A 17,002-nucleotide genomic window follows, 5' to 3' on the forward strand; every position below is an offset into this window, starting at 1 on the left:
GGGTTCGGGCCCGCCCGCGGTGCACCCGACGTGGTTGGTGCACTGGTCAGCTGTGCGCCTTCTGCTTCGCGACCTCCTCGGGCGCGGGCAGGTACCCGTTGTCCACCAGGAACCGGAAGCACGAGTGCGCCCACTCCTCGTTCACCGGCGGGCACTCGATGCCGGAGCCTTCCAGCGCCTCGTTGAGCACGCGGCACTCGTCCAGCGGGTCCACCTGTTGCTGGAGGTCCGGGTCGAGTGCGGCGTGCCGCATCGACGCGACCCTGAGGATGGGCGTGAGCGGGTAGAGGATGTGGTCCTCGTCCACGGCGAGCGCCTTGCGGCGGGCCTCCTCCTCGTCCACGACGTTGAGGTCGTACCCGAAGGACCTCAACCACTGGTAGCACTGCTGCATCGTGGTCGGCTCGCGGTTGGTGATGTTGAAGTTCTTGCCCAGGTTCTCCTCGCGCAGCGAGGTGTAGACGATCGCCTGGGCGGTGTAGTCCACCGGCACCGCGTTGATCACGTCGTTGTAGAGCGGCAGGATGCCGAGGTCGAGGAAACCCTTGAGGTAGACGTAGAGGTAGTCCGTGTCGTGGGAGGCGCCGGTCTTGGTGTGGCCGGTGATCATCCAGGGCCGCTGCACGGTGACCGGGACGCCGCGATCACGGGCCATGACCACGATCTTCTCGGCGACCCACTTGGTGCGCGGGTAACCGGTGGGCACCTTGACCGGCCGGTCGCCGAGGTCGTCCTCGGTGAAGGGTCGCTCGGCGCCGGTGCCCATGAAGACGTCCACACTGGACACCAGGTGGAACGCCTTGAGCGTCGTCTTGGTCGCGAGCCTCAGCAGTTCCTCGGTGCCCAGGACGTTGGCGGCCTTCATGGCCTCGTACGGGTAGGTGAAGTTGACGATGGCGCCGCTGTGGTAGATCGAGTCGATCGTGGCGGCGTAGTTCTCGAACTCCTCCTTCGACAAGCCGAGGTACGGCTTGGACAGGTCGCCCAAGACGACCTTGATCCGGCTGCGGTACGACTCGTCCCACGCGCGGTACTTGCGCAGGGTCTCCTCCAGCCGGTCCCAGCACTCGTCCGGGCTGCTGCCGCGCACCAGGCAGTGCACCGTGGCGTCGGTGCGCTCGACGAGCTCGACCGCGATGAACGCCCCCAGGTAGCCGGTGGCACCGGTGACCAGGATGTTCTTCGGCGAGAACCAGTCGGCGTGCGGCAGGCCGTCGGGCTTGATGCTCGGGTCGAGCTTGACGTCGGCCAGCAAGTCCGCGACCTGCTGGGCGTACAGCGCCGCGCTGTCGACGTTGTCCCGCTGCCGCTGGTGCACCTCGACCGCGCGGGCGATGCCCTCCACCGTCGGGACGCGGAAGATCTCGTCGATCGGCAGCTCGACGTCGTGCTCGCGGGAGAGCTGCGCCGCCAGCCTCGCCACGAGCAGCGAGTTGCCGCCGAGGGAGAAGAAGTCGGCGGTGGCGCTGATCTGCTGCAGGCCCAGCACCGCGGCGAACGTCTCGGCGATCTCGGCCTCGAGCTGGCTGCGCGGCTCCACGAAACCGCTCACCGCGATGTCCTGGGGCGCGGGCAGCGCGTTGGTGTCGATCTTCCCGTGGCGGGTCAGCGGCATCCGCTCCAGCGTCACGAAGTGGCTGGGCGCCATGTAGTCCGGGATCTGCCCCAGCACGTGGCCGACGAGCGTCTCCTGGGTCAGCACGCGCCCGATGACCGGGACCACGTAGGCGATCAGCCGCGGCACACCCGGCTGGTCCTCGCGCACGGTCACCACTGCCTCGGCCACCAGCGGGTGGCGCAGCAGGACGTTCTCGACCTCGGACAGCTCGATCCGGAAGCCGCGGATCTTGACCTGCTTGTCCGCCCGGCCCAGGAACTCGACCGCGCCGTCGGCCCGGTAGCGGGCCAGGTCACCGGTGCGGTAGAGCCGGTCGCCGGGTCGGCTGGAGAACGGGTCGGGCAGGAACCGCTCGGCGGTCATGGCGGCCCGGTTGACGTAGCCGCGGGCCACGCCCTCGCCGCCGATGTAGAGCTCACCCGGCACGCCCGGCGGCACCGGGTTGAACCACCTGTCCAGCAGGTGGATGCGCGCGTTGGGGATCGGCCGGCCGATGGGCACCCGCTGCGCCTCGGCCTCCTCGGGGCCGACCTGGTGCACCGACGCCCAGATGGTCGCTTCGGTGGGGCCGTACTCGTTGAACAGCGCGGCGTTCGGGGAGCGGCGGAAGTGGTCGGCGACCAGGTTCGGCGGCAGCGTCTCGCCGGCCAGGATGGTGGTGCGCACCGAGTCGTGCGCCTCCAGGTCGGTCTCCAGCAGCACCGCGTACTGCGAGGGCACACCGTCCACGTGGGTCACGGAGCGGGTGCGGATGAGCTTGCCGAGCTGCCGGGGGTCGAGCACCTCCTGCTCGGTGGGGAACACGACGGTGCCGCTGCGGCTGAGCGTCCAGTAGAGACCGCCGCCGGAGGCGTCGAACGTCAGCGGCGCGAGCACCAGGTACCGCTCGGGCAGGCCGGGGCCCTCGCACGCGGTGCGCGCGGCCGTGGCGTGCACGATCTGGCGGTGCTCGACCGCGACGCCCTTGGGCCGGCCGGTCGAACCGGAGGTGTAGATGATGTAGGCCAGGTCGTCGGGCTCCACGTGGACGGCAGGGCGCTGCGCGGGCGCCTGCGGATCGGCGGTCGGGATCGGCACGCGCACGACGCCGTCGAGCTCGCCGGGTACCGCGTCGAGCGCGGCGGGCAGGCCGGTCAGCAGGGTGATGTCGGCGTCGCCGACGATGAACGCCAACCGATCCGCCGGGTAACCCGGGTCGAGCGGGACGTATGCCGCACCCGTCTTCAGCACGCCGAGCAGAGCGACCACGGCGTGCGCGGAGCGGTCGACCACGACACCGACCTTCGTCCCGAGGCCCGCGCCGCGGGAGGCGAGCTCCGCGGCCAACGCGTCGGCGCGCGCGTCGAGGGAGGCGTAGGTGACCTCGTCGTCCCCGGCGGCGATGGCCACGGCGGTCGGGGTGGTCTTCGCCGCCTGCTCCACGAGCCCGTGCAGGGTGCGGGAGCGATCGTGGTCGGCCGCCGTGTTGTTCCACCGCGCGATCAGCTCGCGCTCGTGCGGCGCGACCAGCGGGATCGAGGACAACGGCCGGTCCGGCTCCGCCACGGCCGCCTTCAACAGCAGGATGACGTGGTTGACGAACCGCTCCGTCGTCGCGCGGTCGAACAGGTCGGTGTTGTACTGGGCCCGCAGGCTCAGCACGTCACCGCGTCGGATCGCGAACAGGTCGATGTCGTGCGGGGTCCAGGTCGTCGGCAGGTCGAGCGGGGTGGCGACGGCGTCCGGCAGTGCGCGCGAGGCCGACTCGTCCTCGAAGGTGAAGGACAGCTGGAAGAGCGGCGTGTGGCTCAGGTCGCGCTGCGGCTGCGCCGCCTCGACGATGCGGTCGAACGACAGCCGTGCGTGCGCCATGGCCTCCGCCCGCACGGTCCGCGCGCGGTCGGTGAGCCGGGGCAGCGAGTCGTCCTCCCCGAGTTCGAACCGCAGCGGGAGGGTGTTCTCCAGCGGCCCGACCAGGTTGCCGCCGTCGCTGTGCCAGGCCGCCGGGACGCTGATGCCGACGGCGAGGTCCCGCTGCTGCGAGTACCGCGACAGGACCGCGACGTACGTGGCCAGCAGCACCTCGGAGAGGCCGTGGCCGCTGCGGTCGCAGTACGCCGTGACCGCCTCGGTCACGTCACCCGGCACCGGCACGGTGACCGCGTCGCCGTGGATGGTCTTCATCGACGGGCGGGGCCGGTCGGTCGGCATTTCCAGCGGGGTCAACGCGGCCATGTGGTCGCGCCAGAACTCGACGTCCTTGACGGCGTCGTCGCTGTTGACCCATTCCCGCTGTGCGGTGACCAGGCCGTGGAAGTCCGCGGGCGCGGCGTCGACGGCCGGGCTCGTGCCGCCGACCAGGTCGGTGTAGCGGGTGAGCAACTCGTCGGTGAGCAGCTTGGCCGAGCGGCGGTCCGCGACCATCTGGTGCAGGGTCAGCAGCAGGACGTGGTCGTCCTCGGCGACGCGCAGCAGTGATGCCCGCACCAGCGGGCCCTTCGCCAGGTCGAACCGCGTCCGCGTCTCGGTGGCGACGATGCGGGCGAGTTCGGCGTCCAGGCCGTCGGCGGAGACGTCGACCACCGGCAGCCGGAGGGTGACGGCCGGCGCGGTGGTCGCCAGCGGGTGACCGTCGACCTCCCGGAAGGTGCTGCGCAGCACCTCGTGCCGCTGCACGATCGCGCTGAGCGCCTGCTGCATCGCGGCGGGGTCGATGCGCCCGGACAGGCGCACGGCGGAGTTGACCTGCCACGGCTTGCTCTCGTCGAGCTGGAGCAAGACCCAGAGGCGGCGTTGTTCCAGCGACAGGTTGCTCGGTGTTGCCTCGGCCGAGCCGTCCAGGAGCTGGGCGAGCAGCGCGCGCTTCTCCTCGGACGTCATGGATTCCAGCTCGTGCTGCTGGCTCATACTCGAAGACTCCTTCGTAGATGCCGTCAGGTCGGGGTGGTCAGCCTGCGACGCGTTCGCGCACCGAACGGGGGCGCATGTCGGTCCACACCGCCTCGATGTGCTGCAGGCACTCCTGCTTGGTCCCGGTGGTGCCCACGGCGGTCCAGCCGGTGGGCAGCTCGCGATCGGCGAACCAGATGGAGTACTGGTCCTGGTCGTTCACCACGACCTGGAAGATCGTGTCGGCGTCGTCGATGCCCATCTGCTCCTCATCTCTGCGTGGTGGGTCAACCGAGCTGCCGCAGCAGTCGCTCGACCTCTTGGTCGGTCATTCCGGCGAGCTGGCCGCGCAGGGCGCTCGCCTTGTCGGAAGATCGGTTTCGCTGAGCCGCTTCCACCGCGGCCACGGCCTCGGCGAGACCGGCGGCGGTGGGTTTGGCGAAGAAGTCGCGGACCGGGACGAGCACGCCGATGTCGTCCCGCACCCGACCGATGACCTTGGCGGCGAGCAGGGAGTGCCCGCCCAGCGCGAAGAAGTCGGCGTGCACGCCGAACCCCCGCACCGGCAGCAGCTGCTGGAAGATGGCCATCACCGCGCGTTCGGTCCGGTTGCGCGGCGCGGTGTCGTCCACCTTGCCCAGCAGCGCGGGGCCTCGCAGCGCGGACAGCACGGCGCGGTCGGGCGTGCCGTCGGCCAGGAGGGGCAGCACGTCGAGCGTGCCGAACAGGGCGGGCACCTCGTGCGGCGCCAGCGCGGAGGCAGCCTTGGCGCGCACACCGGCGGCGAACTCCTCCCGCTCGCGCGGCGACCCGCCGGCGAGCGCCGCGTCCAGCACCAGCCAACCGACCAGCTTGGTCTCGCCACCGCTCTCGCCCGGCACCACCGCCGCGGCGCGCACACCGTCCACACGGGACAGGAACCGTTCGACGCGCACCGGCGAGACGACGTGGTCCCCGACCGCGACGCGGTCGTCGGTGTAACCGACTTCCTCCAGTTCGCCCACGGCCGTGTAGCGGCAGAGCACACCGGTGCCGATGCCCTGTGGTCCGCGTTGCGGCGCAGTCGATTCACCGGTCTGCTCGAAGGCGGTCGCCGGACCCGCCAGGAACAGTTCCCCGACGACGCCGAGCGCGGTCGGCGCGCCGGTTCCGTCGAGCACCTGGCGCGTGGTGCCGGCCGGCGGCGGTCCGAGTCGTCGCAGACGGGCCGTCTCCAGCGGCGAAAGACCCGCGGGCGCGGCCGAACCGCCGGTCTCCCGCCAGAACAGGACCTCCCGACCGGTGCGCTCCAGCGCCTCGGCGAGGTCGTCGGCGAGCACCGCTCCGCGGCACACCACGCGCACACCGGGCGGCGGCGCCCAGTTGCCGATCAGGACCTGCCGCCAGACCGGCGCGGTCGCCACGGCCACGGCGCCGGTCGCGCCGCCGTCGGGCGAGAAGATCAGGCGTCCGCCGCGCGCCAGGGGGAGCAGCAACTCCACCGGGTGCGGTCGGGTGGCGCCGACCAGGACGACGTCGTCCGCCGGTGACAGGGCCAACCGGTCGGCCACCGCGGCGACGGCGGCGGCGAGTGCGCGGTGGGACAGCACGGCCGTGTCGGGCGAGTCGGGTGCTTCCAGCCACCACGCCGCGAGGTCGGGCGCGGGGCGGCCGTGCGACTCCTCGGGATCGAACCGGGGGCCGGTGGTCACCACCCAACCGTCCGGCTCGTCGGCCGCGCTCCGGACGAAGACGCCGGCTCGGTGCTGGCGCTCGCCGTAGGCCACGGCCGCGCCGACCTCGAACGCGGCGAGAACGGCCACCACCAGGTCGACCGAGGGTGTCGGCGACACGGTGACGACGGTGCCGGGCGGCACGCCCTCGGCGCGCAGCCGCTCGGCGAGCGCTTCCACCCGGGCGCGCAGTTCGGCGTGGGTGAGCGTGCGCGTCCCGTCCGAGACCGCGGTGAGCGCGCCATCCCGGTCGGCGACCAGTCGGGCGACCGTACCGGCGAACGCGGTCTCCGGGCCGCGCCCCCACTTCCCGATCGCGGCGCGTTCGGCAGCGCCGGCCACGGGCAGGGCGGCGACCGGCACCCGCGGGTCGCGGCAGACCTCGGCGAGCACGTCGCGGTGCCGGTCCAGCAGCAGGCGGGCGGTCTCGACGGTGTAGAGATCGCGGTCGTAGTCCAGGCGCAGCAGCAGGCCGTCGCCGTCGGGCAACACGGTCAGCCACAGGTCGAACTTCGCCGCGACGTTGTCCAGGGCGACCGGGGAGAGGCTGAGGTCGGGCAGCTCCAGCTCGACGCCGGGCGTGTTCTGGAAGGAGAACATGACGTCGAACAGGGGATTGCGGTCGAGCACCCGCGCCTGTCCTACGACTTCCACCAGCCGGTCGAACGGCATCTGCTGGTGGGAGAACGCGTTCAGGCAGGTTTCCCGGATCGCGGCGACCACGTCGCCGAAGTCGCCCTCCACCGGTAGGCGGGTGCGCAGCACCAGCGTGTTGGCGAAGAACCCGATCAACTCCTCGGCGTCGGGGTGGTGCCGTCCCGCCACCGGCGTGCCCACGGCGATGTCGGACTGCCCGGTGACCCGCGCCAGGGTGGTCTTGAACGCGGCGAGCAGCAGCATGAACGGCGTGGCGTCCCACTTCTCCGCCAGAGCGGCGAGTTCGGCCACCTCGGCCGCGCCCAACCGCGCCTCCACCCGGGCGCCCGCCGCACGGCGCCGGACGCTGCCGCGAGGCCGGTCAACCGGCAGGTTCAACGGGGTGGTGCCGGCCAGTTCGCGCTGCCAGTGCGCCGTGAGGTCGCGCAGCCGGTCGCCGGAGAGGGACTCCTGCTGCCAGGCGACGTAGTCGCCGTACTGGATCGGCGGCTCCGGCAGCGCTCCGGACTGCCCTTCCACCAGCGACCGGTAGCCGCGGGCGAGGTCGGCGTAGAAGACCTCGGTCGACCAGCCGTCGCAGACCACGTGGTGGATGACGGTGATCAGGGTGTGCCGCTCAGCGGATTCCCGGACCAGCACCACTCGCAGCAGCGGCGGTTCGTCGAGGACGAAGGGCTTCTCCGCCTGCTCCCGCGCCAACCCGCGCAGACGCGCCTCGAACTCGGCCGGAGCGGAGTCGGAGAAGTCCACCACCGGCAGCGACACCAGCGTCTCGGGCACCACGAGCTGGTGCGGTTCACCGTCCACCAGTCCTACGCCGGTGCGCAGGCTCTCGTGCCTGGCGACGACCGCGTTGAGCGCGCGCTGGAGGAGGACGGTGTCCAGCCGACCGGCCAGGCGCACGGCGCTGACCACGTTGTAGGCGGCGTTGGCGGATTCCTCCAGCTGGCAGAGGAACCACAGTTGGCGCTGCGCCGGTGCGGCGGGGAGGACGTAATAGGCGCTGTAGTCGCGCACCGGCCCGCTGCCGACACCGCCCACGTAGGACGAACTGCTCACTTGGCCCCTCCCCGACCGCACAGTTCGGCTTCGATCAGCCGCACGACCTCGGGCTCGTGCTCTCGAACGAAGAAGTGGCCGCCGTCGAAGTCGGTGACCGCGCAGCGCAGCGAGGTGTGCGCGTCCCACCCCGAGGTGCCGTCGACGCTCATCTGGTCGTCCGCACGTCCGCGCAGCAGGTGGATCGGCACGGACAGGGGTGGTTCCGGCCGGTAGGAGTACCTCTCGGCGGCACCCAGGTCGGCTCGGATCGTGGGCAGCATCATGTCGATCAGCTCCGGGTACTGGAACGCCTCGGGTTCCAGGCCGTCGGTGGCCATGAGCCACGCGATCAGCTCCTCGCGGGGCAGGTCGTGCACGCGCTCGAAGTCGACCAGGTGCGGCGCCTCGCACCCCGCCACGAACAGGGCCGCGGGTTGCGGGAGGCCGCGGCGGCGCAGTTCGCGGGCCGCTTCGAAGGCGACCAGCGCGCCCATGCTGTGCCCGTAGAGGGCATAAGGGGTCGCGGTGACCACCGGTTCCAAGCCGCCCGCCAGCGACTCCACGAGTTCGGTGAGGTCGGCGATGGCCGGCTCGGCGAAGCGCCGTTCCCGCCCCGGTAGCCGCACCGCCGAGATGCGCAGCCGGTCGGTGTGCTGCTGCCAGGTGCCGAATACGGAGCCGCCGCCACCCGCGTGCGGGAGACACACCAGCTCGTACACCGGATCCGGGACCTCGGCGAAGGACATCAGCCAGTTCGACCTGGCGTTGGCCGCGCGCACGCGCACCTCCGTCGGATGGCGATCGGGTTGGACGGAAAACGTGTTCCGGGCTTCGGTCGGCGCCGTGAGCTCGTCTATCGCAATCGCCGGCGCCGGCCGCAATCAATGCTTACCAGCAGCTCTGGTGGGCAGGTCAAGGAACTACCGGAAAGGCGAGAGAATCCGAATACGCAGGTGAGACCACGACGAGAGGGAACCGCTTTACATTCGGCCGGGCAGCCCGGGTGCAAATCGTCATGCGCTATCCGGGCACCGCGCGAAAAGGGCGCAGCCCCGCGCGACGCGAGCAGCGAGGAGTCCGCAGATGCCCCTACCCGGTCCGAGCACGCTGGTGCACGTGTTGCTCGACCACGTGTCGAACCGCGGCGATCAGCAGGCCTACGAGTACCTGCACGACGACGGCCACGTCGAGGCGATGACCTACGGTGAGTTGTTCCACCGGGCTTGTGCGGTCGCGCACCGACTGCGCGCCGAGAACACCGCCGGTGGTCCGGCGCTGTTGCTGTACCCGCCGGGCTTGGACTTCGTCACGGCGGTGTGGGCCTGTTTCCTGGCGGGCGTTCCGGCGGTGCCCGCCTACCCGCCGCTGTTCGGCCCGGCGGACCGGGTCACCCGGCGGTTCGCGCGCGTCCTGGCCGATTCGCGGGCCACCGCGCTGCTGGCCGACCCGGCCGTGCTCGGTGCGCTGACCGCGTTCCCGGACACGCCACCGCTGCCGCCGGTGATCACGCTCGACGGGACCGGCGCCACCGACGAGCCGACCCCGCCGGTCCCGGACGACGTCGCGCTCATCCAGTACACGTCCGGCAGCACCAGCCAACCCAAAGGCGTGGTGCTGGAACACCGGAACCTGATCGCGAACGTGCGGGCGATCAGCGAGGTCTTCGCGTTGGACGAGACCGCCCGGGTCGTGTCCTGGCTTCCGCCCTACCACGACATGGGGCTCATCGGCTTCATCCTGACCCCGGTCCACGGCGGGTTCCCGGTGCGCCTGATGTCACCGGTGCACTTCCTGCGCAACCCCTTGGACTGGTTGCGGCAGGTGAGCGAACTGGGTGCCACGCACACCGGCGGCCCCAACTTCGCGTACGACCTGTGCGTGCGCCGTGCCCGGACCGCCGATCTGTCCGATGTGGACCTGCGCAGCTGGCGGCTCGCCTTCAACGGCGCCGAACCGATCCGGCCGCGGACACTCGCCGCGTTCGCCGACCGGTTCGCCGCCAACGGCTTCCGCTCCTCGGCCTTCCTGCCGTGCTACGGCTTGGCGGAGGCAACGCTGATCGTGAGCGGTCGCCACTGGTCGCCCGCGGACGGCGTCGACGGGCGGGGCCGGGTCGACTGCGGCCCGGTCATCGCGGACCACGACTTGGCTGTCGTGGCGCCGAGCAGCGCCACGCGCGCCGCGGAGGGCGACGAGGGCGAGATCTGGCTGCGCGGCCCGAGCATCAGCCGCGGCTACTGGAACGACACCGGTCAACCCGACGCCGAACTGTTCGGCGAACTGGACGGCCGGCGGTACCTGCGCACCGGCGATCTCGGCTACCTCCGGGACGGCCACCTGTTCGTCACCGGCCGGAGCAAGGACGTGGTGATCCAGAACGGCGTCAACCACCACGCCCACGACCTGGAGGTCGCGGCGGTGGAGGACGAACCGTCGTTGCGCCCCGGCGCGGCGGCGTTCGCGGTGGACGGCGACCCCCAGGAACTCGTGCTGGTGGTGGAGACGAGCCGACGCGATGTCGACGCGGAGGCGCTGTCGGCCCGGGTCCGCGACCGCGTCCTCGCCGCCACCGGCGCGCGGGTGGACACCGTCGTCCTGTGCGCACCGAGGACGATCCCGCGCACCACCAGCGGCAAGATCCAGCGGAACCTGACGCGCACCCGCTACGTGGCCGGTGAACTGGGTGGGCACGCCGTGGGCCGGGTCGGTCGGGCAACGGAGGCGGCCGGTCGGGCGCCGGAGGCGGTCGAGCGGTTCCTCGCCTCCGTGTTCGCCGCGGTGTGCGAGGTGCCCGAGTGCCCGCCGACGCAATCGCTCAGCGCGATCGGCGGGGACTCCATCCGCGCCGCGGAGATCGCCGCCGTGACCGAGGAAGCGCTGACCCTGCCGGTCCCGATCGACGCGGTCCTGAGCGCCCAGTCACCCCGTGCGTTGACCGCGCAACTCCTGGCCGACTGGGCCCGAGCGGGCATCACAGGCGACAAGGTCGTCGACCGGATCGGTGCGCTCGCCGCAGACGGACCACCTTCGTGACCGTGACGAGGAAAGGACACCAGTCCGTTGGACACCTTGCTGATCACTCCCGTTGACGTGCTCGCGGTCATAGAGCACGTCGGTCGCACCGAGCTGATGAGCCGGATCATCACCCGACTCGATCAGGGCCTCGCCCGGTCGCACGCGGAGGGCCAGGAGTTGTCGCCGCCGCGTGGCGGGTTCGTGCGCCAGGACCCTCTGCCCGGTGTCACCGAGTGGATGCCGCACCAGGACATCGGCCAGTCGATAACCATCAAGACGGTCTCCTACAGCCCCGCCAACCCCCGCAAGTTCGGCCTGCCGACGATCACCGGCACGGTGGCGCGGTTCGACGACAAGACCGGGACGATGGTGGCGCTGGCCGACGGCATCGTGCTGACCGCGCTGCGGACCGGCGCCGCGTCGGCCGTCGCCTCCCGCATCCTGGCGCACCCCGAGAGCTCCACCGTGGGGCTGATCGGCGCCGGCACGCAGGCGGTGACGCAGTTGCACGCGCTGAGCCTCGTGCTGCCGATCCACCGGGCGCTGGTGTGGGACCTCGACCCCGGTCACAGCGCGAGCTTCGAGCGGCGGACGGACTTCCTCGGCATCGACGTGGTGCAGTCCGACCCGCGGACCATCCTGGCGGAGTCGGATGTGATCACCACCGCCACGACGGTCGGCGTCGGCGAGGGGCCGGTGCTGCCCGACGGCGAGAGCCGTCCCCACCTGCACGTCAACGCCGTCGGCTCGGACCTGATCGGGAAGACCGAGCTGCCCAAGCCGCTCCTGGACCGGGCGCTGGTCATCCCGGACCACCCGGCGCAGGCGCTGATGGAGGGCGAGTGCCAACAGTTGTCACCCGGTCGGATCGGACCGGGGCTGGCCGTGCTCTGCCACGACCCGGGCCGGTTCCAGGACGCGCGCGAGACGCTGACCGTCTTCGACTCCACCGGGTTCGCCCTGGAGGACCACCTGGCGCTCGACGCGCTGATCGAAGCGGCGGTCGAGATCGGCGCGGGCACCCAGGTCAGCCTGGAGTACCGGCCCGCCGATCCGCTGGACCCCTACTCACAGCACGTCGGCTCCGCCGCGTCCGTCGAGCGGGTCGTAGAGGGCCACTGAACCGACGCGGAACGCCTGGATCCCTGCGAGGAAGGTGCGATGAATCCGTTCGACCGTGTCGACAGCGAGTTCTGGGTACTGGTTGACGACGAGGGCAGGCACTCGCTGTGGCCCGGTGGTCTGGTGGTCCCCGACGGGTGGCGCGTCGCGTTCGGTCCGGGGTCGCGGCAGATGTGCGCGGAGCACGTCGCACGCTACTGGACCGACCTGCGTCCCAACACCCTGAGCCACCGCGGCGGCACCCCGGAGCCACGCGCCGTGGCCACGCTGTTCGAGGACCAGGTCCGACGCAGCCCGACCGCGACCGCGCTGCTCTTCGAGAGCCGGGAGCTGACCTACGCGGAACTGGACCGCCGGGCCACGCGGTTCGCCCACCGGTTGATCGCCGCGGCGATCGGCCCGGAGAGCGTGGTGGCCCTCGTGCTGCCCCGCGGGGTCGAGCTGATCGTGGCCGTGCTCGCGGTGTTCAAGGCGGGCGCCGCCTACCTGCCCATCGACCCCGAGTACCCGGACCCGCGGGTGGAGGAGATGCTCGCGGCGTGTGAACCGCACGCCTTGGTGACGACCGTCGAACGAGCCGAGCGCCTGGGTTCGTTCGACGGTCAGCGGGTGCTGGTGGACGACCCGGAGCTCGCGCGGGCGCTGGCGTCGGCGCCGGCCCACCGGATCACCGACGCCGAACGGACCGCACCGGTGTGCTCGGAGAACCCGGCGTACGTGGTGTTCACCTCGGGCTCGACCGGCGTGCCGAAGGCCATCTGCATGACGGTCGGCGGCCTGGTCAACCTCCTGGACTGGCACTGCGCCGCGCTGCCCACCCCGGCCGGCACCCGGACCGCGCAGTTCACCGCCATCGGGTTCGACTTCTCCGTCGAGGAGATCCTGTCCACGTTGCTGCTGGGCAAGACCCTCGTGTTGCCGACGGAGGAACTGCGGCGGGACCTGCACGCCTTCGTGGACTGGATCGACCGGTGGCAGGTCAACGAGCTGTACGCGCCGACCGCGGTGCTCGACGCGCTGTTTTCCGCCGCCGCCGAGCGCGGCAGCTCCCTGCTGTCGCTGCGGGACGTCTTCCAGGGCGGGGAAGCACTGCACGTGAACGGTTGGATCCGGGAGTTCGGTCGGCGCAGCGGATTCCGGTTGCACAACGTCTACGGTCCGGCCGAGGTCAACGTGGTGACGTTCTGGACGGCGCCGGCGGAGGTGGAGGTCTGGCCCGCCATCGCGCCGCTGGGTCCGGTCATCCCCGGCGTGCGGGCCTACGTGCTGGACGAGCGGCTGGTCCCGGTGCCGCCGGGTGTGGTCGGGGAGCTGTACGTCAGTGGCGCGCAGGTTTCCCGCGGGTACTGGAACCGACCCGAGCTGACGGCGCTGCGGTTCGTGGCCGACCCGACCGGTGTGACCGGTGGTCGCATGTACCGCACCGGGGACCTGGTGCGGTGGAACGAGCAGGAACAGCTGGAGTTCCTCGGCCGGGCCGACGACCAGGTCAAGATCCGCGGCTTCCGGGTGGAGCCCGGCGAGGTCGAGGCGGCGTTGCTGCTGCACCCCGTCGTCACCCAGGCCGCCGTGGTCACCCGGACCGGGCGGGACGGGCTGGAACTCGTGGCCTACGTCGTGGGCGACGTGACCGCCGAAGAACTGCGCCACTTCCTGTCGCAGCGGGTTCCCGCGCACCACGTGCCCGCGCGGTTCGTCACCGTGGAGTCGTTGGCACGCACGATGAACGGCAAGATCGACCACTCCGCCCTGCCCGAGCCCGGCGACACCCCCACCGGGCGTGCGCCCGCCACGGAGTCCGAACGGACGTTGTGCGACCTGTTCGGTGAGCTGCTCGGCACGCCGGAGTACGGGGCGGACGACGACTTCTTCGCTCGTGGCGGCAACTCGCTGCTCGCCGCGAAGCTCCTGAACAGGGTGCGTTCCGCGTTCGCGGTGCCGTTGCCGATGCAGACCGTGTTCGACAACCCGACACCCGAAGCGCTCGCCGCCGCCCTGGACCGCATCGAGCACCACAACCGCCCCGTACGCCAAGGAGGACACAGGTGACGAACATGCTGCTGCGCTTCGCGTACGAGGTGCAGCACCGGCTGCCGTTCAACATCTCGCCGTCGACCGTTCCGGACGACCGCCTGGTCGAACTCGTCGAGGGGCCGGAAGCCCTGCCGCCGGGCAAGGCGCTGGACCTCGGGTGCGGGCCCGGCCGCAACTCCGTCTACCTGGCCGAGCACGGCTGGGACGTGACCGGTGTGGAGCTGGTCGGGCACGCCGTGCGGAGGGCCCGCCGACGTGCCGCCAAGGCCGGTGTGCGTCTCCGTGTGGTCCACGGTGACGTGACGCGGCTGGCCGCGATCGGTGTGGGCGGTGGCTACTCGCTGGTCGTGGACGCGGGGTGCTATCACGCACTTCCGGTGGAGCTGCGTCCCGGCTACGTCCGCGAGGTGACCGCCGCGGCGGCACCCGACGCGCTGATGGTGCTCGTGGCGTTCGAGCAGCAGAACACCAAGGGCTGGGACGTCAGCCAGGACGAGGTGGTGTCCGGGTTCACCGCGTGGAAGGTGACCGCCTGCGCACCGGTTCCCGTGGCGGAGATCGTGCGCTACGTGGACGGTCCGGCTTTCGCCAAGCGCCCCCTGGTGAACGGGACCTACCGCGCGCGCCGCTACGAGCTGCGCAGGTTGCCGAACACCGACTGACACCCGCCAACCGAGTGATCGAGGAGCTTTCCAGTGGGCGAGATGGTCAACAGCGGCCGGGAACTGGTCCGGCGGTGGCGTGCCCGTGCGGCTGTGGCGACGACCGAGGCGAACGTGCACCCGACGCAGCTGGGTATCCGGATGTTCGAACAGATCCACCCCGGGACCGCGGTGAACGTGCTGTCGTTCGTCGGGTCCCTCTCCGGACGACTCGACCAGCGGCTGCTGCGGTCCGCGCTGGCCAAACTCGTGGACCGGCACTCGGTGCTGCGCAGTGCGTTCTCCCCCGGTGAACCCGTGCAGCGGGTCGTCGCGGACTCCCTGGATGTCCCGCTGGTGGTCGTGGACCTCGCCGACGTGTCGCCCGAGCGGCGCCGCGACGTGGCGTTGGCGCAGGCAGAGGACCTGGCCGCACGGCCCATGGACCTGACCACCGCGCCGCTGTGGCGGGTGACGGTCTGGCCGGTGGGCGAGCAGGAGTCCGTCATCCAGGTGATCGCGCACCACATCATCGCCGACGGGTGGTCGCTGGGTGTCTTCCTGCACGAGCTGTCGACCGCGTACGCGGGGGGCGAGCTTCCCCCGGCGCAGCCGTTGCCCCCGCCCGCGATGCAGGCCACCGAGGAGGACCTGCGCTACTGGCGGGACAGGCTGCAGGGGCACGTGGCCGCCGAGGTGCCCACGGACCGCCCCCGCACCGGCCGATCCCGGTTCGCCTCGGCCACGGTGCCCGTCGAACTCGGGCGCGATGTGGTGGAGCGGATCAGGGAGATCGCCGCCGCGGAAGGCGCCACCCCGTTCATGGTGTTGCTCGCGGCACTGCACCGGGTCGTGGCCGCGGTGACAGGGCAATCGGACGTGGCCGTCGGGGCACCCACGAGGACCCGCGAACGCCACCGGGCGCCGATGGCGCTCGGTCCACTGGTCAACATGCTCGTCCTGCGGACCGACTCCGCGGAGCTCGGCACGGGGCGGGATCTGCTGCGGGCGGTGCGCGACACCTGCCTCGGGGCTTACCGACACGCGCACGTGCCGTTCGAGTCCGTGGTCGGCCAGGCGGACACGGGCGGCTCACCGCTGTTCCGCGTGCTGTGCGTGCTGCAGGACGAACTGCCGGCGTTCACGCTCGGCGGAGCGGCGCTGGAGCCGCTGGCTCAAGTGCCGGCGGCGATACAGCACGACTGGGAGTTCTACCTCTGGCTCCGGGACGGCGGGATCACCGGGTTTCTGGGCTACGACAGCGACCTCTACGACGAGAGCACCGCGCGGCTGATGGCGGATCGGCTCGCGGTGACGCTCGAACGCCTCACCCGCGAACCGGACACCGCGTTGCTCGATCTCGACATCCGCACCGACGCGGAGCGGGCTCGGCTCGCGGAACTGTCGACGGGCGCCCCGATCACCGTCCCGGACCTCTGCGTGCACGAAATGGTGGAACAACAGGTCGACCGGACCCCGGACGCGTTGGCTTTGATCGCGTCAGACGGCAGGTTCACGTATCGGGAGTTGGACCAGCGGGCGAACCGCGTCGCCCACCACCTGCGTGGCCTGGGCGTCGGTCCGGAAACGCGCGTCGGTGTGTGCCTGCCCCGCACCAGCAACCTGCTGGTCGCCATTCTCGGCGTGCTCAAATCGGGCGGCAGTTACGTCCCCGTCGATCCCGCCTACCCGGCCGAGCGGATCAGGCACATCCTCGACGACTCCGACGCGCCGGTTCTCATCACCACCACGGAATTGCAGATCGACGTGGCACCCGGTCGCACGGTTCTGAAATTCGATGAGCTTGACGCCACGGATATCCCGAGCACTCGGCCGGACAATAGGGCCAAACCGGATAACCTCGCCTACACGATCTACACGTCCGGATCGACCGGTCGCCCCAAGGGCGTCATGATCGAACACCGGCAGACCACCGCCATGCTCACCTGGGCCGCCCGCACCTTCACCGACGAGACCCTCGCCCACACCCTGGCCTCGACGTCGGTGTGTTTCGACCTCTCGATCTACGAGATCTTCACGCCTTTGATCACCGGCAACACGATCACGCTCACCCCCAACAACGCGACCGACCTCATCCACGATCCGGACCAATACCGTCACATCACCCTGGTCAACACCGTCCCGTCGATCGCCCAGGAACTCCTCGCCACCAACTCCATCCCACCCCACACCCACACCCTCAACCTCGCCGGAGAACCACTACCCCCCACCCTCGTCACCCGACTCCACCACCACCCCACCCTCACCACCATCCACAACCTCTACGGACCCAG

General features: G+C 71.1%; 9 protein-coding genes. 5 read left to right on the forward strand and 4 right to left on the reverse strand.

Features of this window, described 5'->3' with window-relative positions:
- Positions 1-46: 46 nt before the first annotated feature.
- Genes FM051_RS45195 through FM051_RS45210 form a run of 4 tightly spaced genes read right to left on the reverse strand, consistent with a single transcriptional unit; the run spans position 47 to position 8,675 of the window.
- Positions 47-4,504 (reverse strand): non-ribosomal peptide synthetase, encoded by a 4,458-nt coding sequence (locus FM051_RS45195; protein WP_158853297.1) that lies wholly within the window; start codon positions 4,502-4,504, stop codon positions 47-49.
- 40 nt (positions 4,505-4,544) lie between these two features.
- Positions 4,545-4,748 (reverse strand): MbtH family protein, encoded by a 204-nt coding sequence (locus FM051_RS45200; RefSeq protein ID WP_158853298.1) that lies wholly within the window; start codon positions 4,746-4,748, stop codon positions 4,545-4,547.
- A 25-nt stretch (positions 4,749-4,773) separates the two neighbouring features.
- Entirely contained in the window at positions 4,774-7,914 is a 3,141-nt protein-coding gene (locus FM051_RS45205; RefSeq protein WP_158853300.1) for a condensation domain-containing protein, read from the reverse strand.
- Positions 7,911-8,675, reverse strand: a complete 765-nt coding sequence (locus FM051_RS45210; protein WP_202919391.1) for a thioesterase II family protein — start codon at positions 8,673-8,675, stop codon at positions 7,911-7,913. Before FM051_RS45210 ends, FM051_RS45205 begins: the two co-directional genes overlap by 4 nt.
- Positions 8,676-8,979: 304 nt before the next feature.
- On the opposite strand from FM051_RS45210, the gene FM051_RS45215 reads away from it, so the two are divergent.
- The 5 genes from FM051_RS45215 to FM051_RS45235 form a co-directional block, all read left to right on the forward strand.
- Positions 8,980-10,929 carry an AMP-binding protein gene (locus tag FM051_RS45215; RefSeq protein WP_158853302.1) on the forward strand — a complete coding sequence of 650 codons (1,950 nt, stop codon included), beginning with the start codon at positions 8,980-8,982 and terminating at the stop codon, positions 10,927-10,929.
- Positions 10,930-10,956: 27 nt separating this feature from the next.
- Entirely contained in the window at positions 10,957-12,033 is a 1,077-nt protein-coding gene (locus FM051_RS45220) for an ornithine cyclodeaminase family protein (RefSeq protein WP_202919392.1), read from the forward strand.
- Positions 12,034-12,072: 39 nt separating this feature from the next.
- A complete protein-coding gene (locus FM051_RS45225) occupies positions 12,073-14,082 on the forward strand; it encodes an amino acid adenylation domain-containing protein (protein ID WP_158853304.1) in 2,010 nt (669 codons plus the stop codon).
- Positions 14,083-14,087: 5 nt separating this feature from the next.
- Entirely contained in the window at positions 14,088-14,729 is a 642-nt protein-coding gene (locus FM051_RS45230; RefSeq protein WP_158853324.1) for a class I SAM-dependent methyltransferase, read from the forward strand.
- 42 nt (positions 14,730-14,771) lie between these two features.
- Positions 14,772-17,002 (forward strand): non-ribosomal peptide synthetase (locus FM051_RS45235; RefSeq protein WP_238413135.1); only part of this gene is annotated, 2,231 nt, incomplete at its 3' end.

It is taken from the genome of Saccharothrix deserti, from assembly GCF_009769385.1.
In the GTDB taxonomy this organism is placed as follows: domain Bacteria; phylum Actinomycetota; class Actinomycetes; order Mycobacteriales; family Pseudonocardiaceae; genus Actinosynnema; species Actinosynnema deserti.

Excerpts from the sequence above, each read along its gene's own strand:
- FM051_RS45195 (WP_158853297.1), bottom strand. The coding sequence starts at position 4,504 with ATGAGCCAGCAGCACGAGCTGGAATCCATGACGTCCGAGGAGAAGCGC.
- FM051_RS45200 (WP_158853298.1), bottom strand. The coding sequence starts at position 4,748 with ATGGGCATCGACGACGCCGACACGATCTTCCAGGTCGTGGTGAACGAC.
- FM051_RS45215 (WP_158853302.1), top strand. The coding sequence starts at position 8,980 with ATGCCCCTACCCGGTCCGAGCACGCTGGTGCACGTGTTGCTCGACCAC.
- FM051_RS45225 (WP_158853304.1), top strand. The coding sequence starts at position 12,073 with ATGAATCCGTTCGACCGTGTCGACAGCGAGTTCTGGGTACTGGTTGAC.
- FM051_RS45230 (WP_158853324.1), top strand. The coding sequence starts at position 14,088 with ATGCTGCTGCGCTTCGCGTACGAGGTGCAGCACCGGCTGCCGTTCAAC.